Source organism: uncultured Marinobacter sp., assembly GCF_947259545.1.
GTDB lineage: Bacteria > Pseudomonadota > Gammaproteobacteria > Pseudomonadales > Oleiphilaceae > Marinobacter.
The window spans coordinates 94,820-120,090 of record NZ_CAMYMK010000008.1; the positions used below are offsets into that span (position 1 = coordinate 94,820).

General features: G+C 56.0%; 24 protein-coding genes and 2 tRNA genes. 11 read left to right on the top strand and 15 right to left on the bottom strand.

Annotation, left to right across the window (positions count from 1 at the left end; all coding sequences use genetic code 11):
- Positions 1-196: 196 nt before the first annotated feature.
- A complete protein-coding gene (gene dnaB / locus Q0Y21_RS12100; protein ID WP_297795696.1) occupies positions 197-1,603 on the top strand; it encodes a replicative DNA helicase in 1,407 nt (468 codons plus the stop codon).
- Positions 1,603-2,682, top strand: a complete 1,080-nt coding sequence (alr, locus tag Q0Y21_RS12105; protein WP_297795700.1) for an alanine racemase — start codon at positions 1,603-1,605, stop codon at positions 2,680-2,682. The genes dnaB and alr overlap by 1 nt, the downstream gene beginning before the upstream one ends.
- A gap of 13 nt (positions 2,683-2,695) precedes the next feature.
- On the opposite strand, the gene Q0Y21_RS12110 is transcribed toward alr, so the two are convergent.
- Complete coding sequence (locus Q0Y21_RS12110; RefSeq protein WP_297795703.1) at positions 2,696-3,058, bottom strand: hypothetical protein; 363 nt, start codon at positions 3,056-3,058, stop codon at positions 2,696-2,698.
- Positions 3,059-3,201: 143 nt separating this feature from the next.
- Here Q0Y21_RS12110 and Q0Y21_RS12115 point away from each other — a divergent pair, with 143 nt between their 5' ends.
- A complete protein-coding gene (locus Q0Y21_RS12115) occupies positions 3,202-4,080 on the top strand; it encodes a sugar nucleotide-binding protein (RefSeq protein WP_297795705.1) in 879 nt (292 codons plus the stop codon).
- A gap of 34 nt (positions 4,081-4,114) precedes the next feature.
- Here Q0Y21_RS12115 and fnr read toward each other — a convergent pair whose 3' ends face one another.
- Both fnr and fabB read right to left on the bottom strand, forming a co-directional pair.
- The gene (gene fnr / locus Q0Y21_RS12120) at positions 4,115-4,861 is read right to left on the bottom strand and encodes a fumarate/nitrate reduction transcriptional regulator Fnr (protein ID WP_297795708.1); all 747 of its coding nucleotides are present in this window, start codon (positions 4,859-4,861) and stop codon (positions 4,115-4,117) included.
- Between the two features lie 142 nt (positions 4,862-5,003).
- Complete coding sequence (gene fabB / locus Q0Y21_RS12125; protein ID WP_297795712.1) at positions 5,004-6,212, bottom strand: beta-ketoacyl-ACP synthase I; 1,209 nt, start codon at positions 6,210-6,212, stop codon at positions 5,004-5,006.
- A 212-nt stretch (positions 6,213-6,424) separates the two neighbouring features.
- Here fabB and Q0Y21_RS12130 point away from each other — a divergent pair, with 212 nt between their 5' ends.
- Together Q0Y21_RS12130 and Q0Y21_RS12135 are read left to right on the top strand one after the other, a co-directional pair.
- Entirely contained in the window at positions 6,425-6,949 is a 525-nt protein-coding gene (locus Q0Y21_RS12130; protein WP_297795715.1) for an Mpo1-like protein, read from the top strand.
- A 52-nt stretch (positions 6,950-7,001) separates the two neighbouring features.
- Complete coding sequence (locus Q0Y21_RS12135; RefSeq protein ID WP_297795718.1) at positions 7,002-7,784, top strand: AraC family transcriptional regulator; 783 nt, start codon at positions 7,002-7,004, stop codon at positions 7,782-7,784.
- On the opposite strand, the gene ylqF is transcribed toward Q0Y21_RS12135, so the two are convergent.
- Entirely contained in the window at positions 7,776-8,669 is an 894-nt protein-coding gene (gene ylqF / locus Q0Y21_RS12140) for a ribosome biogenesis GTPase YlqF (RefSeq protein ID WP_297795720.1), read from the bottom strand. The two genes, Q0Y21_RS12135 and ylqF, sit on opposite strands and share 9 nt — an antisense overlap.
- 241 nt (positions 8,670-8,910) lie before the next feature.
- On the opposite strand from ylqF, the gene Q0Y21_RS12145 reads away from it, so the two are divergent.
- Positions 8,911-9,375, top strand: a complete 465-nt coding sequence (locus Q0Y21_RS12145; RefSeq protein ID WP_297795723.1) for a Spy/CpxP family protein refolding chaperone — start codon at positions 8,911-8,913, stop codon at positions 9,373-9,375.
- 413 nt (positions 9,376-9,788) lie between these two features.
- Here Q0Y21_RS12145 and Q0Y21_RS12150 read toward each other — a convergent pair whose 3' ends face one another.
- From Q0Y21_RS12150 to Q0Y21_RS12165, 4 genes are all read right to left on the bottom strand, one after another.
- Entirely contained in the window at positions 9,789-12,281 is a 2,493-nt protein-coding gene (locus tag Q0Y21_RS12150) for an MMPL family transporter (protein WP_297795726.1), read from the bottom strand.
- A gap of 52 nt (positions 12,282-12,333) precedes the next feature.
- Positions 12,334-13,554 (bottom strand): methyl-accepting chemotaxis protein, encoded by a 1,221-nt coding sequence (locus Q0Y21_RS12155; RefSeq protein WP_297795729.1) that lies wholly within the window; start codon positions 13,552-13,554, stop codon positions 12,334-12,336.
- Between the two features lie 146 nt (positions 13,555-13,700).
- Positions 13,701-14,741, bottom strand: coding sequence for a lipoyl synthase (lipA, locus tag Q0Y21_RS12160; RefSeq protein ID WP_297795732.1), 1,041 nt, complete (start codon positions 14,739-14,741; stop codon positions 13,701-13,703).
- A gap of 128 nt (positions 14,742-14,869) precedes the next feature.
- Positions 14,870-16,147 carry an aminotransferase class I/II-fold pyridoxal phosphate-dependent enzyme gene (locus Q0Y21_RS12165; RefSeq protein WP_297795735.1) on the bottom strand — a complete coding sequence of 426 codons (1,278 nt, stop codon included), beginning with the start codon at positions 16,145-16,147 and terminating at the stop codon, positions 14,870-14,872.
- A 188-nt stretch (positions 16,148-16,335) separates the two neighbouring features.
- On the opposite strand from Q0Y21_RS12165, the gene Q0Y21_RS12170 reads away from it, so the two are divergent.
- Both Q0Y21_RS12170 and Q0Y21_RS12175 read left to right on the top strand, forming a co-directional pair.
- A complete protein-coding gene (locus Q0Y21_RS12170) occupies positions 16,336-16,917 on the top strand; it encodes a hypothetical protein (RefSeq protein ID WP_297795738.1) in 582 nt (193 codons plus the stop codon).
- Between the two features lie 229 nt (positions 16,918-17,146).
- Positions 17,147-17,485 carry a DUF2834 domain-containing protein gene (locus Q0Y21_RS12175; RefSeq protein WP_297795741.1) on the top strand — a complete coding sequence of 113 codons (339 nt, stop codon included), beginning with the start codon at positions 17,147-17,149 and terminating at the stop codon, positions 17,483-17,485.
- Between the two features lie 48 nt (positions 17,486-17,533).
- Here the strand turns inward: Q0Y21_RS12175 and Q0Y21_RS12180 are convergent, their stop codons facing one another.
- A complete protein-coding gene (locus tag Q0Y21_RS12180; RefSeq protein WP_297795745.1) occupies positions 17,534-18,517 on the bottom strand; it encodes an MOSC N-terminal beta barrel domain-containing protein in 984 nt (327 codons plus the stop codon).
- 526 nt (positions 18,518-19,043) lie between these two features.
- Here Q0Y21_RS12180 and Q0Y21_RS12185 point away from each other — a divergent pair.
- From Q0Y21_RS12185 to Q0Y21_RS12195, 3 genes are all read left to right on the top strand, one after another.
- Positions 19,044-19,652: a TetR/AcrR family transcriptional regulator gene (locus tag Q0Y21_RS12185; protein ID WP_297795747.1), complete on the top strand. Its 609-nt coding sequence runs from the start codon at positions 19,044-19,046 to the stop codon at positions 19,650-19,652.
- 72 nt (positions 19,653-19,724) lie between these two features.
- Positions 19,725-20,726 carry a pyridoxamine 5'-phosphate oxidase family protein gene (locus tag Q0Y21_RS12190; RefSeq protein ID WP_297795750.1) on the top strand — a complete coding sequence of 334 codons (1,002 nt, stop codon included), beginning with the start codon at positions 19,725-19,727 and terminating at the stop codon, positions 20,724-20,726.
- 68 nt (positions 20,727-20,794) lie between these two features.
- A complete protein-coding gene (locus tag Q0Y21_RS12195) occupies positions 20,795-21,304 on the top strand; it encodes a gamma-glutamylcyclotransferase family protein (RefSeq protein ID WP_297795753.1) in 510 nt (169 codons plus the stop codon).
- An 80-nt stretch (positions 21,305-21,384) separates the two neighbouring features.
- Here Q0Y21_RS12195 and Q0Y21_RS12200 read toward each other — a convergent pair.
- The 6 genes from Q0Y21_RS12200 to Q0Y21_RS12225 all read right to left on the bottom strand — a co-directional run bounded on the left by Q0Y21_RS12200 (position 21,385) and on the right by Q0Y21_RS12225 (position 25,256).
- Positions 21,385-21,461 (bottom strand) — tRNA-Met (locus tag Q0Y21_RS12200).
- A gap of 92 nt (positions 21,462-21,553) precedes the next feature.
- Positions 21,554-22,645 carry a redox-regulated ATPase YchF gene (ychF, locus tag Q0Y21_RS12205; RefSeq protein ID WP_297795756.1) on the bottom strand — a complete coding sequence of 364 codons (1,092 nt, stop codon included), beginning with the start codon at positions 22,643-22,645 and terminating at the stop codon, positions 21,554-21,556.
- Between the two features lie 77 nt (positions 22,646-22,722).
- Complete coding sequence (gene pth / locus Q0Y21_RS12210; RefSeq protein ID WP_297795759.1) at positions 22,723-23,313, bottom strand: aminoacyl-tRNA hydrolase; 591 nt, start codon at positions 23,311-23,313, stop codon at positions 22,723-22,725.
- A 30-nt stretch (positions 23,314-23,343) separates the two neighbouring features.
- Positions 23,344-23,988, bottom strand: a complete 645-nt coding sequence (locus Q0Y21_RS12215) for a 50S ribosomal protein L25/general stress protein Ctc (RefSeq protein WP_297795762.1) — start codon at positions 23,986-23,988, stop codon at positions 23,344-23,346.
- Positions 23,989-24,178: 190 nt separating this feature from the next.
- Entirely contained in the window at positions 24,179-25,129 is a 951-nt protein-coding gene (locus Q0Y21_RS12220; RefSeq protein ID WP_297795764.1) for a ribose-phosphate diphosphokinase, read from the bottom strand.
- Between the two features lie 52 nt (positions 25,130-25,181).
- Positions 25,182-25,256, bottom strand: a tRNA-Gln gene (locus tag Q0Y21_RS12225).
- Positions 25,257-25,271 lie beyond the last annotated feature (15 nt).

Here is a 25,271-nt window from a genome sequence, read left to right on the forward strand (position 1 = left end):
CAGCCGGAGTGTTGACACGGCCAGTGGCACAGGCAGGGGTTCCGGGTTGTTCGGAACCTCCGCTGTACAGGCCCGGTCCGCGCAAGCGGTTCCGGGCCTGTTGCTTTCTGATATGATCTTCTATTTGCAGCCCTCCCATCGCGGATGTAATAGGCTTAAACTGTCGCGGAAATGATCCTTAACTGAAGATGTGTTCATGGCCAATCCCAATCTCAAGCCCGCAAAAACAGATATAGAAACCAGCCGGATCAAGGTGCCGCCTCATTCCGTCGAAGCCGAACAGGCTGTTCTTGGTGGATTGATGCTGGATAACCGCCGGTTTGATGAAATCAGTGAGGTTATTTCAGCCGCTGACTTCTACCGCCAGGACCATCGACTGATCTTTGCTGCGGTGGAGCGCCTTGCCAGCGAGAGCGAACCGCTGGATGTGGTTACCCTGGCAGAGTTCCTGGAGCGTGCGGGTGATATCGAGGACGCCGGCGGGCTGTCCTATCTGGCGGAAATGGCTGAAAAAACGCCGGGTGCCGCGAATATCCGGGCCTATGCGGACATTGTCCGGGAGCGTTCCATCTTACGCCAGCTGGTGGAGGTGTCCGGCAAGATTTCCGATTCGGCGTTCAATCCCCTCGGGCGTAACAGCAATGAGATCCTGGACGAAGCCGAGCGCAATGTTTTCCAGATTGCCGAGTCTCGAGTAAAAGAGGGATCTGGGCCCCAGGCCATTAACCCGATACTGACCAAGACCCTGGGGCGTATTGAAGAGCTGTTTGAGTCCGGTGAGCAGACCACGGGCCTGACCACCGGTTTCCGGGATCTGGATGATCAGACCTCCGGTATGCAGCCCGCAGACCTGATTATTGTGGCGGGGCGTCCGTCCATGGGTAAGACCACCTTTGCCATGAACATTGTGGAGAATGCCCTGATCAGTACCGGCACGCCGGTCCTGGTATTCAGTATGGAAATGCCGGCAGATGCTCTGGCCATGCGTATGCTCTCTTCCCTGGGGCGAATCGACCAGACCAAAGTGCGGGGTGGCAAGCTGGAAGAGGACGATTGGCCGCGATTGACCTCGGCGGTGAGCCTGCTGAAAGACAAGCCGCTCTATATCGATGATACCCCGGGCCTGAGTCCCACTGAAATGCGCTCTCGGGCCCGCCGGATTGCTCGTGAGAACGATGGCAAAATCGGTCTGATCATGGTGGATTACCTTCAGTTGATGCGGGTGCCGGGCAACACCGAAGGCCGGACGGCGGAGATTTCGGAAATCTCCCGCTCTCTGAAGGGGATTGCGAAAGAGCTCAGTTGCCCCGTAGTGGCCCTGTCCCAGCTGAACCGGAGTCTGGAACAGCGTCCCAACAAACGTCCGGTCAACTCGGACCTGCGGGAATCCGGCGCGATCGAGCAGGATGCTGACGTCATCATGTTTGTGTACCGGGATGAGGTCTACAACGAAGACACCCCGGACAAGGGCATCGCCGAGATTATCATCGGCAAGCAGCGTAACGGTCCGATCGGGACTATACGCCTGGCGTTTATCGGCAAGTACACCAAGTTCGAAGACTTGGCCCATGGGGATTACGGCGATTATGGTGGTGATTACTGATGCCGCGAAGTACCGTTGCCCGCATTGACCCGGAGGCCTTGCGCCACAATTACCGGTTGGCCTGTGAGCGTGCGGGTTCCGCCCGGGCCATGGCGGTGATCAAGGCCGATGGTTACGGTCATGGTATCCGGCAGGTTGCCAGAGCATTGGCCGGTGAGGCACCCCGCTACGGCGTTGCCTGTCTTGAAGAAGCGATGGCCGTTCGTGAGGAGGGACTTACCCATCCTGTGGTGATGCTGCAAGGGACCCATGCGCCGGAAGACGTGGCTCTCTGCGCGCATCAGGGCTTCCAGCCGGTCATGCACAGTGATTACCAGCTGGCGTGGCTGAGAGAGGCCCAGGCCATTCCGAATTTCTGGCTGAAAGTGAACACCGGTATGAATCGGCTCGGGTTTTCGGCCGATGATCTGGCGGGGAGAGTGGAGCCCTTGCTGTCATCACCAGACACCCGGTCCGCGCTGCAAGGCTTTGTCACGCACTTTGCGTGCGCCGATGACCATCACAGCAGCTTTACGCTGGCGCAAACGCAGCGTTTCAAAGCGGCCGTCTCGGCCTGGCCACAGCTTGAGAGAAGCGTTGGGAATTCCGCTGCGCACTTTTTCCCTGGCCAGGAGCTGTTTGACTGGAGCCGCCCGGGCATCATGCTTTATGGTGCGTCTCCGGTCCTCGGTGTGACCGGGCCCGAACTGGGCCTGAGAGCGGCGATGACGCTGGAAGCTCCGTTAATTGCCCGGCGTGTACTTAAGGCGGGTGACAGTGTTGGGTATGGTTGTTCCTGGGTTGCGGAAAAAGAGACGCCGATGGGGATAGTCGCTGTGGGTTATGGTGATGGTTACCCTCGCCATGCCGGGACAGGGACGCCAGCAGCGGTAAATGGGAAACGTATCCGCCTGATTGGCCGGGTGTCCATGGATATGCTGGCGGTGGACCTGTCGGAGGCGCCAGAGGCTCAGGCCGGGGATCGGGTAGAGTTATGGGGCAATCGGGTTAGTGTGGATGAAGTCGCCACGCATGCCGGCACCATCGCCTATGAACTCCTGACGGGAGTAACAGCCCGGGTGCCCAGGCTGTACCCGTAAGTCAGAAGGCGGCTCAGGCAGCCTCAGTTTCCGGCTCGTGGATGATTTCTTCGACGAAGTCCAGAATAGAGTGCAGGCTACGGTCATCGAGCTTTTTCAGCACCTTGTGAATGACCATCTTGCTGCCTTTGAGCATGCTGCCAATGCCCATTTTGGCCATGCTCATCATCATGTTGCCGGCGTTGAGGCGTCGCAGGGGCTCAAGGAAGAAAAAGTCGAGCCCTTCTTCGGTCATCTCCACAATCAGGTTGTAGAGCTTATCGATGGCTTCCTTGTCGGCCTTGCTCCGTCCGCGAAGTTCTTCAACGGTCAACAGGGCGCGTGTGCGTAGTTCATCGGGAATCGGTGCAACAATGTGGCTTTGTTGTTTCAACATGACAGTTCCTGTTGTTGTATGCTCTTCAGGTTCGGATTGGCTCAGTTGCGTAGTATTGTATGGCGGTTACCCGCAGTGCCATTGGCTTGATCGTTATCGGGTGACCGTCACATAAGTGATATTTCGGGAGGCGTGGGACGCTTGTGCATGTTGTTGTAGTTCACGATTACGGTCCATTGGGCAGGCTATTGCTGGAGCGGTTGCGGGATACACCGCTCTATATCAGTCCGTTGCTGGTAAGCGACCTGGACAAGGCGGACCTGTCTGCCCTGGAAGAATGGATTCCTGCGGATACGGATCTGATCGTCAATGCCCTGTGGCTGACGGATCCTGAAGCAGCAGAACGCGATCCCGAAGGTGTCCGCAAGGCCGCCTTTTCCCTGCCAATAGCGTTGGCGGAATTCGCCCGTGACCGCGACATGGCGCTGTTGCAGCTGTCCTCCTGTTACGTTTTTGATGGTCGCAAGCAGAATGCGTATATTTCCTCCAATCCCGGCCATCCCTGCAATGAATTGGGTAACTGGCAATGGGAGTGTGAGCAGGCTCTGAGAACGCTGTTACCCCGCCACATTATTCTACGCACCGGCTGGAGCCTCGGGCGCTTCATTCGCAAAGTACAGCAGGAAACGGGGCCGGGAGATACCTTGCGGTTGCCGGGCCGCTGCCGGGGACAGCCGGTCACGGTTCGGGACCTGGCCAGGGTGATGAAGGCGGTGATCCTGCAGCTGGATTGTGGCGCAGAAGTGTGGGGCACCTATCAATACGCCGGCGCAGAAGAAATCTCCCTCTACGAACTCGGGCTGGCAATTGCCGGTTTAGCGGGGATTCCCAGCGGTATTCGGGTGGTGGATGAAATGCCCGACTGGGGCGCACTGGAGCCGGCCAACGCTACCCTGATCTGCACAAAAATCCGCAATACGTTTGGTATCAAGCAGCTGCCTTGGCGCTCGGGATTGTCAGATGAGCTGGATGCTCTGTCATTGGTTGCCGGCAAGCAGGCCACGGACTCGCCGGCCCACTGAGTGACAGTGGGCGGCTACATAGCGGTGATCTTTACTAGGGGGCCTGGCGGTTGAACTCCGGCATAACGCCACGCAGGGATTCGGTATCCAGAAGCTCAATTTCACGGCCCTGAGTCCTGATGATGCCCTGATTCTGAAAGCGGGTGAAAACCCGGCTGACGGTCTCGACCGCAAGCCCGAGAAAGTTGGCAATATCGCTACGAGCCATTGGCAAGTTGAATTTCGTGCCAGACATGCGCCTGCGCTGAAAACGGCTGGACAGCGACAGAAGCAAAGCGGCGATGCGCTCTTCCGCACTGTTTTTGCTCAGCAGCATGGCCAGTTGGTGGCCGCTTCGGATTTCCTTGCTCATCAGCTGATACATGTGGTGCTGAAGCTCTGGCATCGCGCTGGTCAGCTCCTCCAGCTTCTCTATCGGGAATCGACACACGCTGGTGCGTTCCAGTGCCTTTGCGGTGCATGCATAGCGTTCTCCGCTCAAGCTGTCCAGACCTACCAGTTCACCGGGCAGGAAGAAACCGGTGACCTGTTCGCTGCCGTTCTCGGTAATGATCGAGGTTTTTACAGCTCCGCTACGGACCGCCAGACAGGAGCGGAACGGCGCGTCCTGGTCAAAAAGATGATCACCACGATCATAGATTCGCCCCTGCTCCACAATGTCTTCCAGTCGGTCGAGCTGGTTTTCATCAACGGCAAGAGGAAGACATAGATTGCTGAGGCTGCATGTATGGCAGGAAGCCTTGAGCGAGGGAGAGAGTTTGACGCTGATTGCTCGGTCCATGACAGATGTCTACCCAGATTGATTTATATCACGCTTGTAGCCTAATACGGATAGCCTGCCAAGCCAATAACGATACGTATGGTCACTGATAAAAAGTTAAGGCGGAGAGTCCGTTTGGTGAGTGGACTCCCCGCCGGCGGGATTAGACTTTCTGGAATATCAGAGAGGCATTGGTGCCGCCAAAACCAAAACTGTTGGACATAACGGTATTCAGCTCAGCCTCCGTTGCGCTGGGGCCAACAAGCGGCATCTGACTGATCTTTTCGTCCGGAGAATTCAGGTTGGCTGTACCGGCGATGAAACCGTTCTGGAGCATCAGCAGGGAGTAAATAGCTTCGTGGACGCCGGATGCGCCCAGGGAATGGCCGGACAGCGACTTGGTGGAAGAGATCCTTGGCACGTCATCACCAAAGACGTTGCGAACCGCACCCAACTCCGCGACATCGCCGACCGGCGTACTGGTGCCGTGGGCGTTGATGTAGTCCACTGGCGAGTTGACGGTGGCCAGGGCCTGCTTCATGCAGCGCATGGCGCCCTCACCGGAAGGGGCGACCATGTCATGGCCATCGGATGTGGCGCCGTAACCAGTGAGTTCCGCAATAATCGTTGCGCCGCGCTTACGGGCGTGCTCCAGCTCTTCCATCACCAGCATGCCGCCACCACCGGCAATGACAAAGCCATCACGACCGCTGTCAAAGGGACGGGAAGCCGTTTCAGGGGCATCATTGTACTTGGTGGACAGGGCACCCATGGCGTCAAACAGCATGGTCAGGCTCCAGTCCTCTTCCTCGCCACCGCCGGCGAACACGATATCCTGTTTGCCGGACTGGATCTGTTCCATGGCGTGGCCAATACAGTGAGCGCTGGTGGCGCAGGCCGAGGACATGGAGTAGTTGACCCCGCGGATCTTGAACGCCGTGGCCAGACAGGCAGAGACAGTACTGGTCATGATGCGCGGGACCATATAGGGGCCGATGCGCTTGACGCCTTTCTCCCGCATCAAGTCCACCGCCTCGACCTGGCTGGCGCTGGACGCCCCGCCGGAGCCTGCAATCAGGCCGGTGCGATCATTGGATACCAGGTCTTCGGTCAGACCGGCGGACGCCACGGCCTGCTGCATGGCCAGATAGCTGTACATCGCGGACTGACCCATGAAACGACGCAGTTTGCGATCGATCACACTGGTATCCACATCCACCGAACCGCAAATCTGACTGCGGAACCCCAGCTCCTTATAGGTATCGCTGAAGCGAATGCCTGACTTGCCGTTTTTCAGGCTGTCCAGCACTGCATCGGTCGAGTTTCCCAGACATGAAACAATGCCCATACCGGTGACGACAACGCGTCTCATAGCTTCCTCCTCATGAGCCCACCCAGGTGTTGGGTGGAGCTGATAGTTCGCAGACGTTACAGAGCAGTTTAAGTGTTTTGTCGCTCAGGTGATATTTGACCTTGGTAAGGGTAATCGTCGCCCGGGTGCTCCTTCATAGCCGTTACGTACAAGGCAGGGCCGGATGACGTTGATAACATGACATCCGTCAAATACAACAAGAGGATAGTTTTGTGCGTAGCTTGTCCCAGTTTCTCCATGATTACGGCGACAGCCATCAGAACCCCGTCAACCAGTGGGTTCATATCGTGTGTGTGCCGGCCATCCTGATCTCGACACTTGGTTTGCTGTGGCTGATACCGGTAGGCCAGTGGCTGGGCTTGTCTGGCGCCGCGGCAGAATGGATCAACGGTGCCACCATACTCGCCGTGGTGTCCGGTATCGTGTACCTGCGATTGTCCGTGTGGGTGTTTGTGCTGATGGCCGCCTGGTTTGCGCTGTCGGCGTGGATTATCCAGAGCGTTATCGCCGCCGGTTGGTCGCTGTTCTGGAGCAGTCTTGTGGCCTGGGTCCTGGCGTGGGCGGTTCAGGTATGGGGTCACAAGGTAGAAGGTAAAAAGCCGTCGTTTGTAGAGGACCTGGTGTTTTTGCTGATCGGCCCGATCTTCGTCAGCATCGAATTTGCCGCCAAGCTGGGCATCCCGGTTCCCCATGCCCAGGGAACGCACGCCACCAGTAACACCGCCCGGGGTCACTGACATGTACTGATTGGGGTATGCTTGGCAGCAGAGTCCTGATCAGGCGCATTCTATGACATGGAAATCCGCGGGGCGTGCCCCCGCCTCTGACAACCCCCAGGGCACGCTGTTCCTTTGGCCCGATCACTGGCAGGTGGTTGGGCGGCTGATGCCGAACCGGCCTCATCGACACATCAGCGCATCGCTGCTGGTGGGTCTGGATCAGACATTCCAGCTGAAAGTGGACGGCCATTGGCGTCGTACCCGGGCTGCCATCGTTTCCCCCGACGTCATTCAGGCACTCGATCCCGGTTCTACCAGCATGTGGATTGCCCAGATGGATCCCGATAGCCGCCACTGGCGCTCACTGTGTCATCTGGTTGGTGATTCGGGTTCGGCTGACCTGAATCTGGACCACCTTGAGATGCCATCAGTTCAGGAACCAGCCTGTGAAGCCGTGGAACGCTGTCTGGAAGGATTATTGACCAACACCGGACGCCCGGCGGAACCACTGGATGAACGGGTGTCACAGGTCTGTGAAATCCTGCGAAGGGAGCTGCCGGAGAAGTTGGACGTCAGCCTGCTGGCGGGGTACGTCGGACTGTCCTCCTCGCGTCTGAGCCACCTGTTCCGTCAGCAGACCGGCGTGCCGTTGCGTCGTTTTCTGCTTCACCTGAAAATGAACCGGGCGCTGGCATTCTGGGAGCCCGGAATATCCGTGTCACGGCTTGCCACAGAGGCCGGTTTCTACGACCAGCCCCATCTGGTGAGAACCGCGCGGGACATGTTCGATGCCTTGCCCTCGGAATACGTCACCGCCGGCTGGTTTCGGGTCTGCCGCTGCCCGTCACCCTGACTGGTTGGCCTCCCTGGCCAGCCTGGCGGCCTCGGCTTCACGGGCTTCCTGCTCGACCATCTCCGGCGTCTCCAGGGAGATCCGCCCCAGCGTGCCGGCCCGCAACTCGTTCAGCAGTACCTCGGACACCTTGTGCAGGTCGGGAATGCCTCCCCGCGCAAAGAACCGGCGTTTGGCGGCGATAGCATCCATCAGGGCCAGACCGTCCACCGGCAGCTCCTCGAAACCGTAGCGCTTCATGATCAGCTCAGGGTAGGCCTGCAGCAGGTAGTCAGCTTCGAACAGAGCCACATCCTCGAAATCAATCACCGCACTGCGGATGGCGCCGGTAATCGCGAGACGATAACCACAGGCTTCCGGTGACAGTTTGGGCCAGAGGAACCCCGGGGTGTCGTACAGCAGAATGTTATTCGGCAGCTTGATGGCCTGTTGCGCGCGAGTCACCGCCGGCTCGTTACCGGTTTTCGCCGCCGGGCGTCCAGCCAGGGTATTGATCAGAGTGGACTTCCCGACGTTGGGAATGCCAAGGATCATCACCCGCAGTGCGCTTTTCTGGCGGTCGTGGTCAGGCGTCATCGCAGCAGCGAGTTTGAGGATCTCCATGGCCTCGCCGCGCTGATTGTGGGTAAGGGTGATGGCACGAACGCCTCTTTCTTTTTCCAGCCAGGCCTGCCAGCGGGCGGTAACGTCCGGATCTGCCAGATCACGTTTGTTGAGTACCTTGATCAGTGGCGTATCGCCCCGCAGGTTGGGGACGAGCGGATTCTCGCTGCTGAAAGGAATGCGGGCATCGACGACCTCAATGATAAGGTCCATCTGCGGCATTACCTTTTTGATCTCCTTGCGGGCCTTGTGCATATGCCCGGGAAACCAGTTGATGGCCATGTTGACACTCCAGAATTGGCTGAATCGCGCCATTATGGACGGGAATGACCAAATTTTCACATTTGATTGAAACCGCCGGTGCTGCGGGATTCCGCCGGGTAGATTGAGAAATGTGTACAAAAAGAAGGGGTATCGGGGTGAAAGCGGAGGGTGTTTTGTTTTAGGGTGGTGGACCTGAACCGAGAAACCAATGATGATCAGCGGTTTGACGTTAATTGCCGCTTAATTTACGGAGACATTTATGAAGCTTGTAAAACTGTTTGGTATCGCTCTTCTGACTATCGGGCTGGCCGGCCCGGTAATGGCTCAGGACATGAGCCAGCAACAACGGCCCCAGGGCGACCAGGTAGACCAGCTGGCGGAGCTGGTGGGTCTGAGCGATGATCAGCAGAAAGAGATTCGCGGCATCATCGAAGAGATGCAAGGTGAGATTCAGGGTCTTCAGGCGGAAGCTCAGCAGCTGCAGCAGACTATTCAGGCCGAGATCAAGCCGGACTATAACGAAGACGCCATCCGCGACAACGCCGAGAAGCTGGGTGACCTGACTGGCGAGATGACTGCCCTGTCCACCCTGATGCAGGCCAAGGTGGATGCGGTATTCACTGAAGAGCAGCGCGCAGAGCTGGACAAGCGCATGAAGCAGATGCAGCAGCAGATGCAACAGCGCCGTCAGATGCAGATGCAGCAGCAAATGCAGCAGCAGTAAGCGCCTGACCCGAAAAAAGCCGCCACGGTTCCTGACCGTTGGCGGCTTTTTTGTTTTGGGCTTTGGGGGCTGCCTGTTGGTGTACTGGCCTCGCCAGAACCGCTACAAGCACTTCCCTGTGCGCTTCTCTCCGGCCATCCATGGCCTCCGAAATTCTGTCGAGGCCAGTACACCAACAGGCGATTCGACCTCTCAGAAAGCCTTCAGAAAACTCTTTTGTATGAATTGTTAAGTCTCAGTGGCTCTTTAGGCGATATCTGAGAAGTAAGAAGAGTGTCTGTGATGGTGCCCTTCCCAAAATTTCGAAGGCCAAGGATGGCCTGAGAGAAGCGCACATGGATGTGCTCGTAGCGGTTTTGGGAAGGGCATCATTACAGACACTCCCCCTCCCAAACCAGCAGGCTACAATAAGGCTATTCCACGGCACCAGAACCAAACGGCTTGATCAGAACGATCAGGCGCGGCAGTAGGGTCAGGGCGCCTGCCAGGGCCATGAACATGGCGAAGCCGGTGAACAGGCCGAAGTAGATGGTCGGGATGAAGTTCGACAGCACCAGGATCGAGAAACCAATGATGATGGTCAGGGACGTGTAAAACATCGCCCGGCCGATGCTGCGGTGACAGCGGTGCATGGTGGCGATGTAGTCGCCGTCTTTGGCGAATTCGGTCTTGAAACGATGGATGTAGTGGATAGTGTCATCCACAGCAATACCGACCGTAATGGCCGCCACGGTAATCGTCATCATATCCAGCGGAATGCCCAGCCAGCCCATCAGACCCAGCACCGAGCCGGCGGCGATCAGGTTCGGGGCCATGCCGATCAGGGCCAGAAGAATCGAGCGGAACAGGATCAGGAACATTAGCATAATGGCCAGGAACACCAGGCCCAGGGTCTTGATCTGGGACTCGAACAGACTTTGCAGCATGTTGTTGTACATCACCGTCATACCGGTTAAGAGTACCTGATCGTCATCAAAGCCAAGCTCACCGGTCAGGTGTTCGTGAATGGTGTCCAGCAACTGATCGCGCCGCAGATCCGGCATGGTTTCCAGGATACGAACACTGAAGCGGGCCTGGTCGTGCTCTTCGGAGATGTACGGGGTCAGCAGGATGTCCTGAAGGTCGTCCGGTACCGCCGTCGGCACAAAGGCCAGCTGCAGCGCATCCAGCTGCTCACCGCCGTTGACCTGTGCCAACAGGTCCAGCGTCGTGCTGATGGACAGCACCTTGCCGGTGTCCGTCAAGCTGTCCAGATAATTGTGGACGCTCCTGAGACGCTCCATTTTCTGGTAGGTGAACCAGGTGTCCCGGTACTCCTCAGTCTCGCCGCAATCCTCGACGAACGGGTCACAATCACTGGCAAAAGGATCGCCCGAGCCCGCGTTCTCAGGGGGAGGGTCGTCGGTGATCACCACATCCAGCGGGGTGGTGCCTCCGAGGCGATTGTCTATCGTGATCATGCCCTGATGGATTTCCGTGGTGGACTTGAAGTAGTTGATGAAACTGTTTTCAACGGTAAGTCTGCTCATTCCAACCACGCACAGCACGGCAATCACCACGGAACCGCCAATCACCATCTTGCCGTGGTGTTCGGTAAAGCGGGCAAAGGCATCGGTGAACGGGATCCGGTCGGATGCGACCAAACGGTCAAGGGGCGGTGGCAGCAGCGTCAGCAACGCCGGAAAGATCAGGAACGTGATCAGGAACGCAACGGACAGGCCAATGGTCATCATCCAGCCAAAATCAATCACCGGGCGGATGCCGCTAAAGGTCAGTGATCCGAAGGCCACGATTGTGGTAATGGCCATGTAGAAGCAGGGTTTGATCATGGCCAGCAGCGTACGCCTCAAAGTGTCCCGGGGGGCTGCCTCCGGTTCATCGTGCTGGAATTCCCGGTAGCGGACGATCAGGTGAATCGTCAGGGACAGGGTCATGATCAGCAGCAGCGACACGAAGTTGGAGGAAATCACCGTCACCGGCCACTGGGTCCAGGACAGGTATCCGATCACCAGCCATACCGTGAAACCACAGCACAACAGGGGCACCAGCACCCAGCGCCATTGGCGGAAGATGATTGCCAGGGTCAGCAGCAGGAAGATCAGCACACCCACGCCGAATGTGGACAGATCGCTCTTGATGAACCGGATCATGTCGGCAACGATCATGGGGACGCCGCCCAGATAGATTTCGGCGTGGTCCCGGTAGCTGTCCAGAATGGTGCGAACCTGGCTGATGGTCTGGTCCCGTTTCGCGCCCATCTGTTCGGTGAAGCGGATGAATTCGTTGCTGACCTGCTCGAGCTTTCTCCGGTCCTCTTCACTTGCGGTATCACTGGCAACCTTATCGCGCAGTGCCTCTCGCTGGTTGAGCAGGTCGAAATAGCGGTCCGGTGTGGGCAGGTTAACCTGGATGGCCGTTGTCCTGGCATCCTCGCTGATCAGCAGGTTGGGGTAGAGCGGGTTTTCCAGCAGCGCCTTGCGGGCCGTGTCCGGCGACACGTTGTCTTCGTCCATGGTCCGGATCTCGGAATCCACGGTGTCGAGAGTCAGGTCCGGGCTGTGGAGCAGTGGCACGTTGAGAATGCTGTTGGTGGAGCTGACTCTGTCCAGCGCTGCCAGCTCGTCTCTCAGTTGGCGAAGGGTGCCCAGGGTGTCCTCGCTGAACAGCTCGCCGTCGGGAGTGAAGGTAACGATGAGGAAGTCGTCGGACGTGGTGAAGCGCCAGTTGACCTCGCGATACTGTTCCAGCGACCGGTCGTTCTCCAGAACGAGTGATTCTGCCGAGGCATCCAGCCGGAACTGGTCGAGCCTGAGGCTGGCGAGTACGAGTATGCTGGCGAAAACAATCAGGACAACAACCGGGTGGGGGAGAATCAGCCGGTCATAGAGGGAACGGATCAGGGTCATCGGCACATAGTCCACACTGTTATAAAACGAGTGCAGAGTGTGCCACAAACTGTCAGTTAACTGTGACCCTGTTTGAGGCCACTTCCAGCGAGTCGATCAGGTCTTTGAGGCGTTGGGTCATATCGGCGCTCTCGGCCAGTTGGGTCACCATATTCTGGGTGGTGTCACGGATACCCTGTACGTTGGCCAGTACGTCGTCGGTGGAAGCGGTCTGATCTGCCGACATGGTGGCGATTTCCTCGTTGGTCTCGTCAATGCGACCGACAACCGAGTTGATGGCATTCAGGGCTTTGCGACCCTCCTCGGATTCTTCCACGCATCGACTGGCGTCTGCGGAGCTTTCGGTCATCTGGGTGACAGCGGTGTCCATGGCCGTGAGCAGGCGATCAATCGTATCTTGAATCTGGTCGGTGGAGTCCTGTACCCGTTGGGCCAGGTTGCGTACTTCGTCAGCAACCACTGCGAAACCGCGTCCCTGCTCACCAGCACGGGCAGCCTCGATGGCGGCGTTCAGGGCAAGCAGGTTGGTTTGCTCGGCAATACCCTTGATCTCGGTGACCGCATGGCTGATCTCGTGGCTGTTCTCGGCAAGGGATTCCACGCTGGATGCCGAGTGGCGAATGATCTCTTCGAGACGGCGAATGGAGTCGGCACTGCGGGATACCCGTTCACCACCCTCCTGGGCCGTACTGCGGGCTTCGTGAGACAGGGTTTTGGCAATGCTCGCCTGCTCGGCAATGCCGCTGAAGCTCTGAAGCATGGCTTCGATCACTTCGGCAGAACGGTCGGCACCGGACTGCTGTCGGGCCAGGTCATCCCGGCGGGCCTCGGCGGCGGCAGTGAGCTCACGGACCTCGCTGTGTAGTCGGTCGATGGCTTCCTTCATGCTCCTGACCACGCCCATGGTGCGGTCCTGCATGGCGTTGAAGGCGTCGCCCATTTCACCGATTTCATCCGTGGAATCCACCTCGGCCCGCTGGCTGAGGTTGCCTGAGGCCTGTACATCCACCATGGTGCTTTTGAGACGATTAACATGGCGTTCAATAAAGGAAATCAGTAACTGGGAGCCGGCCATTTCCAGGGCCATCAGTATTGCCACAATTCCGGCAAATTCCAGTGCGGTGTCGCTGAAGACGTCGGCAAACGTGCGGTCAGTGGCGGAGGCGATGCTGCCCATGGCATAGAGCACCAGAAGGCAAAGTACGGTCAGTACGACAATGTTCAGCAGCCAGAATTTGTATTTCAGCCGTGCGTTTTTGAGTAATTGCAGCATAGAAACCCGCTTTCCCTTCAGCCAGTGACTTCCGGTATTGGAAGGTCAAGATGAGCCTGGAAACGCTAAAGCTAGCAGTAGCTGGTGAACTTTTCCTTGTTCCAGGTCATGGTCTTTGTTGGATTTAACAATGACTCACAATGGTCTTAGTCGAGGGTCTTGACCGGAATCTGCTGAATATCACTGGCGGGCACCTCGGGCACGGTCAGGCCCAGGTTGTTCTTGTCGAAGACCCGATCCGCACGGTAGCTGGAGCGCACCATGGGCCCGGAAGGTACTTCCATAAAGCCCTTTTTCAGGCCGATGTCGCGGTAGCGATTGAATTCTTCCGGTGTGACATAACGCTCCACCGGCAGGTGGTTCGGGGTGGGGCGCAAGTATTGGCCCAGGGTCAGGATATCCACACCGATGGCGCGCAGGTCGTCCATGGTTTCCAGGATATCTTCCTCGGTTTCACCCAGTCCTAGCATCAGGCTGGTCTTGGTGAGAACATCCGGGCGGTATTGCTTGGCATGGGCCAGTACGCTCAGGGTTTTTTCATAACCGGCACGGGGATCACGCACGCGGCTGGTCAGGCGTTTGACGGTTTCCACGTTCTGGGCGAATACGTCCAGGCCGGAATCCACCACCTTTTCCACATCCGACATCACTGCGTCGAAATCCGGGGTCAGTGCTTCAACCGCCACCTCCGGCGTGCGCTGCTTGATGGCGGAAACACAGGCTGCGTAATGAGCCGCGCCGCCGTCGTCCAGATCGTCCCGGTCCACAGAGGTCAGCACGATATATCGCAACCCCATCAGTTCCACTGACTTGGCGGTATTTTCCGGCTCTTCGTGATCCAGCCATCCCTTGGGGTTGCCTGTATCCACCGCGCAGAAGCGGCAGGCGCGGGTACATACAGAGCCCATCACCATGATGGTGGCGGTGCCGTTGGTCCAGCATTCGCCAATATTGGGGCAATGGGATTCCTGGCAGACGGTACTTAGACGGTGTTCGCTGACGTTTTTGCGAACGGCGTCATAGCGCTCCCCGCCGGGCATACGCGCCCTCAGCCATTTGGGTTTGCGCTCAACGGCCGGCGTATCCTTGTGTCCGGATTGCTTGATTCCATCCTTGATGGCTGAAAAACCATGCTCGTTGCGGAATTTGGAACCACTGCTGATACGGGGCTTCGCGCTGTCGCTCATTGCAACCGGACTCTCATTAAAACTTAGGGGATTCGTAAAGGGTAATGCCCGGGCAGGGTAGATACAAGGCAGATACGGGCAATCACGGGGATAACCGGACCCGACATTCGTCGAACCCGGTTACAGAGTCAGCTACCGGCTTTGTCCAGCGCCTGAGTGATGTCGGCGATGATGTCGTCCACGTGTTCAATGCCAATAGACAGGCGCACCAGATCCTCGCTCACCCCCGCACTCTTGAGTTCGTCCGGGTTCAACTGGCGATGGGTGGTGGTAGCCGGATGACAGGCCAGGGACTTGGCGTCCCCGATGTTCACCAGGCGATAGATCAGTTCCAGCGCGTCGATAAACCTCGCGCCTGCCTCGCGTCCACCCTTAATGCCGAAGCTCAGGATGCCTGAGGCCTTACCGCCGCAGATTTTCTCGCACGTTGCCTTGTAAGGGCTATCGGCCAGGGCGGCGTAGTTGACCCATTCCACGGAGGGATGGTTCTGCAGGAAGTTGGCGACTTTCTCTGCGTTCTCGCAATGGCGTTCCATGCGCAGTGCCAGGGTTTCCAGGCCCTGCATGATCAGGAAAGCATTGAATGGAGCCAGAGCGGCGCCGGTGTTGCGCAGAGGTACCACGCGACAGCGACCGATAAAGGCCGCCGCGCCGAGCGCTTCGGTGTAGACCACACCGTGATAGGACGGGTCCGGCTCGTTCAGCATCGGGAACTTGTCGGCACTGGCCTTCCAGTCGAACTTGCCGGAATCCACCACAACGCCCGCCACGGTAGTGCCATGGCCACCGATGTACTTGGTAAGGGAATGAATCACGATATCCGCACCGTGATCGAAGGGGCGGCACAGGAAGGGTGTGGCTACGGTGTTATCCACGATCAGTGGAATACCATGTTTATGGGCGATATCGGCCCAGCGCTGGATGTCCACCACATTGCCGGCCGGGTTGCCGATGGATTCGCAGAACAGGGCGCGGGTGTTGTCATCAATGGCGTTTTCCACGGCTGCGAAATCGTCGTGCTGCACCATGCGACAATCTATGCCCTGGTTTGGCAGGGAATGGGCAAACAGATTGTAAGTACCGCCGTAGAGCTGGCCGGTGCTTACGATGTTGTTTCCAACCTTGCAGATCGTTTGTAGCGCATAGGTGATGGCTGCCATACCGGAAGCCACAGCCAGTGCGCCCACACCACCTTCCAGCTCCGCCATGCGTTCTTCCAGAACGGCGTTGGTGGGGTTCATGATGCGGGTATAGATATTACCCTGTACCTTCAGATCAAACAGGTCGGCGCCATGCTGGGTGTCATCAAAGGTGTAGGAAGTGGTCTGGTAAATTGGTGTGGTTGCGGCCCGGGTGGTGGGGTCGCTCTTGAAGCCCGCGTGAAGGGCGAGGGTTTCCGGTCTCATATCAACGGTCCTTGCTGTTACGTGTTTGTTATTCGTTGCGATACAGGAGTATGCCACATCAACTGAAGCCCGAGCAGGGCTTCTGGCATTAAATGAGTACCGCCGGTCTATCATTAATCACTATGATTAGATCGTTGTAGGAAGTGCCGGTAAGATGCCGGTGTTCACTCATTGAAGAGAGAGTATCCATGAACACGAAAATGATTCGTTCCACTGTGATTGCAACAGGTATTGTTCTGGCCGGAAGCCTGTCAACTGCGCCAGCCTGGGCTCAGTCTGAAGCTGCCGACAATGCCCAGCGAGCAATGGAAATGTCCGAAAAAGGCGAAGGCAAGGCTCGCGAAGCGAAAGAGAAAGCGAAAGAAGCCCGCAACAAGGGCAAGGAAAAAGCAGCAGAAATGCGTGAGCGCGCTGAAGAGGATGCCGAGGACGCACGGGATCGCGCCGAAGACGAGGCTGAGAAGGCGCGTGAACGTGCTGAAGATGAGGCCGAGCGCAATCGTGAGCGTGCCGAGGAAGAAGTCGAGCGCAACCGCGAGCGTGCCGAAGAGGAAGCGGAGCGTAATCGTGAGCGTGCTGAGGACGAGGCTGAACGTGCCCGCGAGCGCGCCGAAGAGGCGGAAGAAAGGGGCGAGAATGCCCGGGAGCAGGTAGAGGCTTCCAATCGGGATAATGAAAACCGCAAGGCTGACCCTGCATCAAAAGGCAGCGAAAAAGGCCAAGAGAAGAAGAAAGAGAACGCCAAAGCCTGGTGGAATATCTGGGACTGAATCAGATCAGATCCTGAAGACGAGTTGGCCGGCGTTGTGCGCAATCCGGCCAACTCGGGCGGGGCACTGAGGCCCCGCGGTTCTTGACCCATTACCCACCTGGTCAGCCTCATCGACCCGCTCTAAGAACTCTGCCTGAGTCTGCGCAATCCATACGATGACCCAAACTGGGATCAGTGTTTGCATGACTTCATGCTCTGTTATACCCCGCAAGAAAGAGAATCGATAAATGACTGACTCAGTTTTTAAAGCAACATTAATTGTGGCCTGTCTTTTCTTCACGGGCTTCTTTGCACTAGTCGTCGTGCCGCCGCTTATTGAGAATTTTGATGTATGGGGCGCATTTGCAGCAGGGTTTGTAAACCCATATTCCAGCGGCTACTCGATGGACGTACTTGTTTGCTGGGCTATTCTTGCGGCCTGGGTCGTGTACGAAGCAAAGAAATACTCGGTTCGGAAGGGGTGGGTTTGTCTGCTTCTTGGCATTGTTCCTGGCGTCGCGGTGGGGTTTGCTTTGTATTTGCTTCTTCGAGAAAAACAAATCAGAGCGGTCAGGCGTGATGCATAACCAGTTGCTTCAGCCGTCCCTGCGCCGATTTAAGCAACTTTATAATAATTATCGCTTTTTGGTGAGCCGATCTATTAACTTGAATGAACTCTGTATTGCACCGTTTCTTAGCTTAGATGAAAGGGCATCGACGCGCCGTGACAAACCTGAACGATTAGAGGGCTCCAAGTGTACTGTATCACCTACCCGAATGATGCCAGGCTTGATCACTGAAAGGTTAACCCCGAGGTGACGCTGAGTGTGCGCTTCCAATGCTCGTAGCACCTTCGCATCTTTCTTCATTGTTACTTGTGGTTGGGCGGGCATGGAGCAGCGCACCGTTCGAGAAACGACTTTTAACACGGTTTCTCCGATATAAAGCTTACCTTCCACCCATTGAAATTCGTCAAAATCAAAACTGTCTGAGCCGGTGTCTATGAACAGGTTTGGCCGGAAGCGCTCGACACAGAAATCCCCGTCGGGTTCCAATAGTTTTAACTTTTCGAGGGAGCTGTTTGTTAGCAGATGCAGAGGGTAGACGTCATGGTACCTGCCCAGGGGGGTTGCGAAAATGGCAAGCTCCATCATTAAGCGCCAGGTTACTGAAGACATGTCCGGCATTTCTTTGGTTGCGAACTGCTTTTTCATCGCCGTAGCGCCTGCAGGCACTTTTAAGCGGTAGTGCTGTAGATTTGTTTTAGGTTGCAGGGGCCAAAGACTGACGGGTTTACCAATAGCCGCACTTAATTTTTCATTGATATTGTCATCGGCGCTCTTTACCAGGCTGCCATCCGGTAACTCTATGGTTACAGGGGAGACTCTCTCTGGGCTGGGTTCTTTGTCATAGATAGCTTTGAATTTAAGGAGTTTTGGGTTTTTTCTGACGGTGCTGAGTTCTCCAATTGATTCGTCCCTTAGTGCCCAGTTGCGATCGCCTAGCATCCCCGTTTTTCCTATGACGCCTTCTTCTACCCGGGTCCCCTCCATTGACTTCACGGGATAACGCCATAATTCGCTTACCTTGCCTACTTCAAGCCGTTTTTTCTCATCCATTGTATTGCCCTTTTAAACTGCCTTCTTCATATCGATCCACCGTTTACAGGATGCCTTCAATCAATTTTACCCCTGCATACCGAAGAATCTTTATATCTTGGAGGGTGGGAAGTATCCATTTTAAATGCCTTTGCAGATCACGGCATGTCTTTTCGTTTTTCCACAAATTCATTTTCGTATCGTTATTTTCAACCCCAATGCAGCCGCCTCTCATGGTGATTCGGCCGCATTTTGTAATTCTCGTATAGTGGACAAGTTGACGGTTATCCTCGATGGACGGCTTCGTTCAGGTCGGGCATCGCCTTACCCCTTTGTCGGATCCGATCGTTGACTGAGAATAAGCGTACGCGTACGATTTAGTCAAATGAGAGCGCTTTGGTTCCGAGGGTGAGGTGTTGATGGACGATCTCGTTATCAAAAATGTAACGGTATGGGCCGGGCCCCGACCGAAACCTCGCCGAGGCTGGGTAACCATGCCGTTTATGCCTATACCATCGCAAAGTCTAAAGGCATCACGGGAATGTCCATGAATCAAGACACTAAGATGGGGAGGCCCAAACAATCGGATGATGAGCGGCAGCAAAAGGTCGATGCAATCATTCAATCGGCTCAATCTCTGTTTATAGCGGAAGGGTTTCCGTCGGTTTCCATGAGAAAGATTGCTGCAAAAGCCAGCATGGGTACGATGACGTTATACAAGTACTTTCCGAACAAGAATGCGATTTTGCATCATATCTGGGCTGGTTTTTTCGATGAACTATTCGATTTAGTGAGGTCGGATGTTGAAAAGGAAACAGATGCGAAAAGTAAGTTGAAGGCGATGTGTATGACTTACTTGAATTACTGGGTAGGGCACCCGGATCGGTTCCGTATCGTTTTTCTCAACGAAGACAGAGCTTCGTCCACCGATGAATTTTTTATTAACCATGCCAACATCACGCAAGAAATGCTGCTCACTGTTGGTCCTATGATGCAAGATTTATCAAAGTCTGTTGATCCATCTTCAATGATGGTATTTCTGGAAAGTTTGATGTGCTTTGTTCATGGGGTTGCATTGAATGTCATCACGATCAGTGAATACCCATGGAGTGATTACGAAAAGTACATCGATATTTTTTTGGATTCAAAATTCTAATCAATATGCCATGAACATCTTGGCCGCTTATGGCTGTGGTTGTATAAATAACATACAGGAAACACATTACATATGAAGCTGACCAAGATTGAACAGGTTCAGAAAAGAGTCGGGAAATTGCCGGCACCTCGAGACCTTAAAGTCATCGACCATGCTGACGAGCATGCCGTGCGTTGGCTGTCGTATTCTAATTTCGCGTTTATCGCTTTTGGCAAAGCCGGAGATATTCAGCTTACCTCAGCGGGTGGTGAAAGAGGTTTTGTGTCTACTTCCGATTCCGGGCATTTGCTCATTCACCTGGCTGCACTAGACGATGGAAGTATCGTTGAGCAGGGTTTGTCTTTTGGTGCACTGTTTATGGTGAGTGGTATGGACGAAACCTTGCGCGTCAATGGTAGGGTCTCTCATATTAATGATGGACTAGCGACTTTGGAAGTGGAGGAGTGTTATTTACACTGCGCCAAATCGTTCCGCCGCTCGAATTTTTGGTCGCCTCGGTCAGTAGGGCGGTCGCATGATGAGATATCGGATTTCGTTAAGCGGTCCAGATTTTTGGTTCTGGCAAGCATCAATAGTCGTGGGCAAGCGGATGTCAGCCCAAAAGGTGATCCGGAGAATTTTCTAATCCAAGAGGACGGTGGCTTTATCTGTTTCTCTGATCGCCCAGGTAATCGAAGAATAGACAGTTTCGGCAACATTATTGAGCAGCCGGACGTTAGCATTATAGCCTTGGTGCCAGGTTGCAAGGACATTCTCGAGCTTAAGGGTACAGCAGAGCTTTGCACTGATGAGCATCTCCTGGATAGATTCGAGATAGAAGGTAAGAAGCCAAAGCTCATCACAAGAATAAATCCAGCCTCAATGCGAATAAGACCAAGCTTGGCCATTGCCAATTCAGTTCTGTGGCCCGCGGAAAAAGTGCCTGAAGATCTGAGGCCTTCAGAGATTTTTAAGGCTCACGTGAAAAAAAGTAAAGAGAGTTCTCTGCAAGCAAAGGTTGCGCGTGCAGCGGTGTCTTTGCCTGGCGCTATGGAGAAGGGCCTGGAGTTGGACTATAAACATAACATGTACTGAGCTGATGGTAGCTCACCGTCCCGCCCCATCGAATTGAGGTTAAAAGTACTTAAGTTTTCACGAGAGTGATGGGAATAAGCGGTGTGAGATATTTTGCCTACGGATCAAACATGTCCCTCCCAAGGTTGCGGCAAAGGGTTCCCGGCGCCAAGCGACTAGGCGCCTATGCGCTTGCAGAGCACTCTCTGCGGTTTCATAAGGTGAGCAAGATAGATGGATCTGCAAAATGCGATGCTCTGTTTACAGGCCACTCTGAAGACTGTGTGATCGGTGCGCTGTTCGAAATACCCGAGAACGAAAAACTAGCCCTGGATCGGGCCGAAGGCCTGGGTTTTGGCTATGAAGAAAAGCGTGTCTTGGTCAGTGATTCTCAGGGGAGCGTCGTTGAAGCGTTTACTTACTATGCAACCCATACCGATCCTGATTTGCTGCCTTACTCCTGGTACCTATACCACGTCATATACGGCGCGATGGAAACAGACGTTCCAGCTGGTTACTTGGGTGCTATAGAAGCGACCATCAGTAAGGAAGACCCTGACAGGGATCGGGATGCGAGTGAGCGTGCAATATACCGTTAACAAGAACCGGTGCGGGGGCAAAAAGGGGAGGGCAACCAACAAAAAAGGGCCGCGACGTTAATCGCGACCCTTTCGAATACTGGTAGCAAGGGGCGGAGTCGAACCGCCGACCCCAGCATTATGAGTGCTGTGCTCTAACCAACTGAGCTACCTTGCCATTTCGCTTTGGGCATCGCCCCAAACGAGGCGCGTATTTTCAGTATTTGGGCGCTTCCTGTCAAGGCTTGAAGCCCGTTTTTTCCTGAAAAGTTACACGTTGAAGCGGAAGTGGATGACGTCGCCGTCCTGGACGATGTATTCCTTGCCTTCCAGGCGCCATTTGCCGGCCTCTTTGGCACCGGCTTCGCCGTTGTATTGCACGAAGTCGTCGTAGCTGACCACTTCGGCGCGAATGAAGCCTCGCTCGAAGTCGGTGTGGATGACTCCGGCCGCCTGAGGGGCCGTAGCACCGATTTTAACGGTCCAGGCGCGGACTTCCTTAACACCGGCGGTAAAGTAGGTCTGCAGGCCCAGGAGGCTGTATCCGGCGCGAATTACGCGGTCCAGGCCGGGCTCTTCCATGCCCATCTCGTCGAGGAACATGGCTTTCTCATCGTCTTCCAGTTCGGAGATCTCGGCTTCCAGTTTGTTGCAGATGGGTACCACCACGGCGTTTTCCGAAGCGGCGATTTCCCGGACGGTATCCAGGTGCGGGTTGTTCTCGAAGCCGTCCTCATTGACGTTGGCGATGTACATGGTCGGCTTGACGGTCAGCAGGCACAGTTCCCGGACCAGGGCCATCTGGTCTTTGTCCAGGTTCATGCTGCGCACGGGCTTGCCTTCGTTCAGTACCGGCAGCAGTTTTTCGAACATCTCCAGCTGGGCCTTGGCTTCCTTGTCACCGCTCTTGGCCACGCGCTGAACGCGTTTGATGGCCTTTTCGACGGTTTCCAGGTCGGCCAGGGCCAGCTCGGTGTTGATGACGTCGATGTCGGAGGCCGGATCAATCTTGTTGGCCACGTGGATGACGTTGCCGTCCTCGAAGCAGCGCACGACGTGGGCGATGGCGTCAGTCTGGCGGATGTTGGCCAGGAATTGGTTGCCCAGGCCTTCGCCCTTGGAGGCACCAGCGACCAAGCCCGCGATGTCCACAAACTCCATGGTTGTGGGTACCACCCGCTCCGGCTTGACGATGTCGGCCAGCTTGGTGAGGCGGGGGTCGGGCATGGCGACGACACCGGCATTGGGCTCGATGGTGCAGAACGGGAAGTTTTCCGCGCCAATGCCTGATTTGGTCAGTGCGTTGAACAGGGTGGATTTGCCGACGTTGGGAAGGCCGACGATGCCGCAGTTAAATCCCATGGAATGCCTCTGCTGGTGCTGGAAAATTTGGGCGGATTATACCGGTGTATGGTGGCGTAAGCGAGTAAGGGGATGTGTCAGGGGGTTGGCTTGAAACTGTGCAGACGGTTCATGGCGGCGGGGAGTTTGCCGTTTGCGGCGTCTGGCAGTACGCGCATGATTTCGTCGATCACGGCGTTCAGCTCTTCGGTTTCCCGTTTGCCAAGGCGGCCGAGTACGTAGCCGGTCACTTTGCGGCTGTCGCCAGGGTGGCCAATGCCGACTCGCAGTCTCAGGAAGTCGTTACTGCCGAGGTGGGCGATGGTATCCCGCAGACCGTTATGTCCGCCGTGTCCGCCGCCTTTCTTGAGCTTGGCGGTGCCGGGAGGAATGTCGAGCTCGTCGTGGGCGACCAGGATCTGTTGGGGCTGAATCTTGAAGAAATCCGCCAGTGCCTTGATAGACAGGCCGCTGCGGTTCATAAAGGTGGTGGGATTCAGCAAGTGCAGGTCGAGACCCTGCCACTGGATACGGGCGTAAAGCCCGTGATATTTACGTTCGGGGCGGAGCGTCTGGCCCGCAGCGCGGGCCAGAGCTTCGACGAACAGGGCGCCGGCGTTATGGCGGGTATTCTCGTAGTCAGCGCCGGGATTTCCCAGACCAACCACCATGAGGATATCCTGTGCCATCCGCCGTTGCCCTCGTTAGTGCAGGAGTGATTACTCCTTGCTTTCGCCTTCTTCGCCTTCTTCACCTTCTTCGGCGTCATCAACCTTGGCACCGCGCGGCTTGTGGATAGCCACTACAGGCAGGTCGTGATCTTCACCCTGGAGCAGGGCAGCAACACGAACGCCTTTCGGCAGTTTCAGGTCGCTGAGGTGGACAACCTTGTCCATGTCCACTTCAGCCATATCGACTTCGATGAACTCGGGCAGGTTCTGCGGCAGACAGATCACTTCCACTTCGGTGATCTGGTGGTTGGCAACGCCGCCCTGAAGCTTGATAGCCGGTGCGCTGTCTTCGTTGAGGAAGTGCAGCGGAACGTTAACGTGGATTTCGTGATCCTTGTCAACGCGCAGGAAGTCGGCGTGGGTCAGCAGCGGCTTGTACGGGTGACGCTGCAGATCCTTCAGGATCACACTCTCCTTCTTGCCATCGAGTTCGATGGTCAGAACGTGAGAGAAGAAGGCCTCGTTCTCCAGAGCTTTTTTCAGCTCGTTGTGCCAGATGGAGATCGGAGTGGCTTCCTTGTTACCACCGTAAACGATGGCCGGGATTTTACGTTCCTCACGACGCAGGCGGCGGCTCGCACCTCTCCCCTGATCGCCACGAGGAAATGCTTCGATAACAAATTCCTGGGACATGATATGTACCTCAATCGTCACCTGAACTGCCCGCGACCAGGCGTGTGAACAGGTGATGTTTCTGAATAGCCGTTGAAACTTTTCTCCGGCTGACTAAAAGAGTCGGGAGCCTTGCAGGGCTCCCGACTCAAATGCTTTTTCAGCGTATTGTAACCGGCTGAATGGCCTGAATATCTCCGGATTTTCCGGGTCAGGCGTTCTCGAACATGGCGCTGATGGACTCTTCGTTGCTCACGCGACGAATGGACTCCGCGAGCAGACCTGCCATTCCGAGGGTGCGGATTCTATCACAATTCCTTGCTTTGTCACCCAGCGGGATCGTGTCGCAGACAATCAGCTCGTCCAGTTGGGAGGCATTGATGTTTTCAATGGCCGGGCCCGAGAGAACGGGGTGGGTGATGTAGGCAACCACTTTCGCTGCGCCATGCTCTTTCAGGGCGTTGGCGGCCTTGCACAAAGTGCCGGCGGTGTCGATGATGTCGTCCACTAGGATACAGGTCTTGTCTTTCACATCACCAATGATGTGCATGACCTGAGAGACGTTGGCCTTCGGACGACGCTTGTCGATGATGGCCAGGTCGGCGTCGTCCAGTCGCTTGGCGACCGCACGGGCGCGTACAACACCACCAACGTCCGGGGAGACAACAACAAAGTTTTCGAAGCGCTGCTTCTCGATGTCTTCCAGCATGACTGGAGTGGCGTAGATGTTGTCTACCGGGATATCGAAGAAGCCCTGAATCTGGTCTGCGTGCAGGTCCACGGTCAGTACACGATCCACGCCGATGCTGGAGATCATGTCGGCCACGACCTTGGCGCTGATAGCTACCCGCGTTGAGCGAACGCGACGATCCTGGCGGGCGTACCCGTAATAGGGAATGACCGCGGTGATGCGTGTTGCGGAGGCACGGCGAAGTGCGTCGGCCATCACGATCAGTTCCATCAGGTTGTCGTTGGTGGGGTAGCAGGTGGGCTGGATGATGAAGACATCATGGCCCCGGACATTCTCATCGATCTCAACGGTGGTTTCACCATCGCTGAATCGGCCTACAGTGGCCTGACCCATGGGGATGTGGAGTTTCTGGGCAATAGCTTTGGCAAGGTCTGGATTGGCGTTGCCAGCGAAAATCATCAGTTTGGACACGACGGCATCCTTCACGGTATCGGCGTTTGATTCAGAAGAAGCAGGAGAAAGGTGGCTGGGGTGGCAGGATTCGAACCTGCGCATGACGGGATCAAAACCCGTTGCCTTACCACTTGGCGACACCCCAGTATCGTGCTTTTTT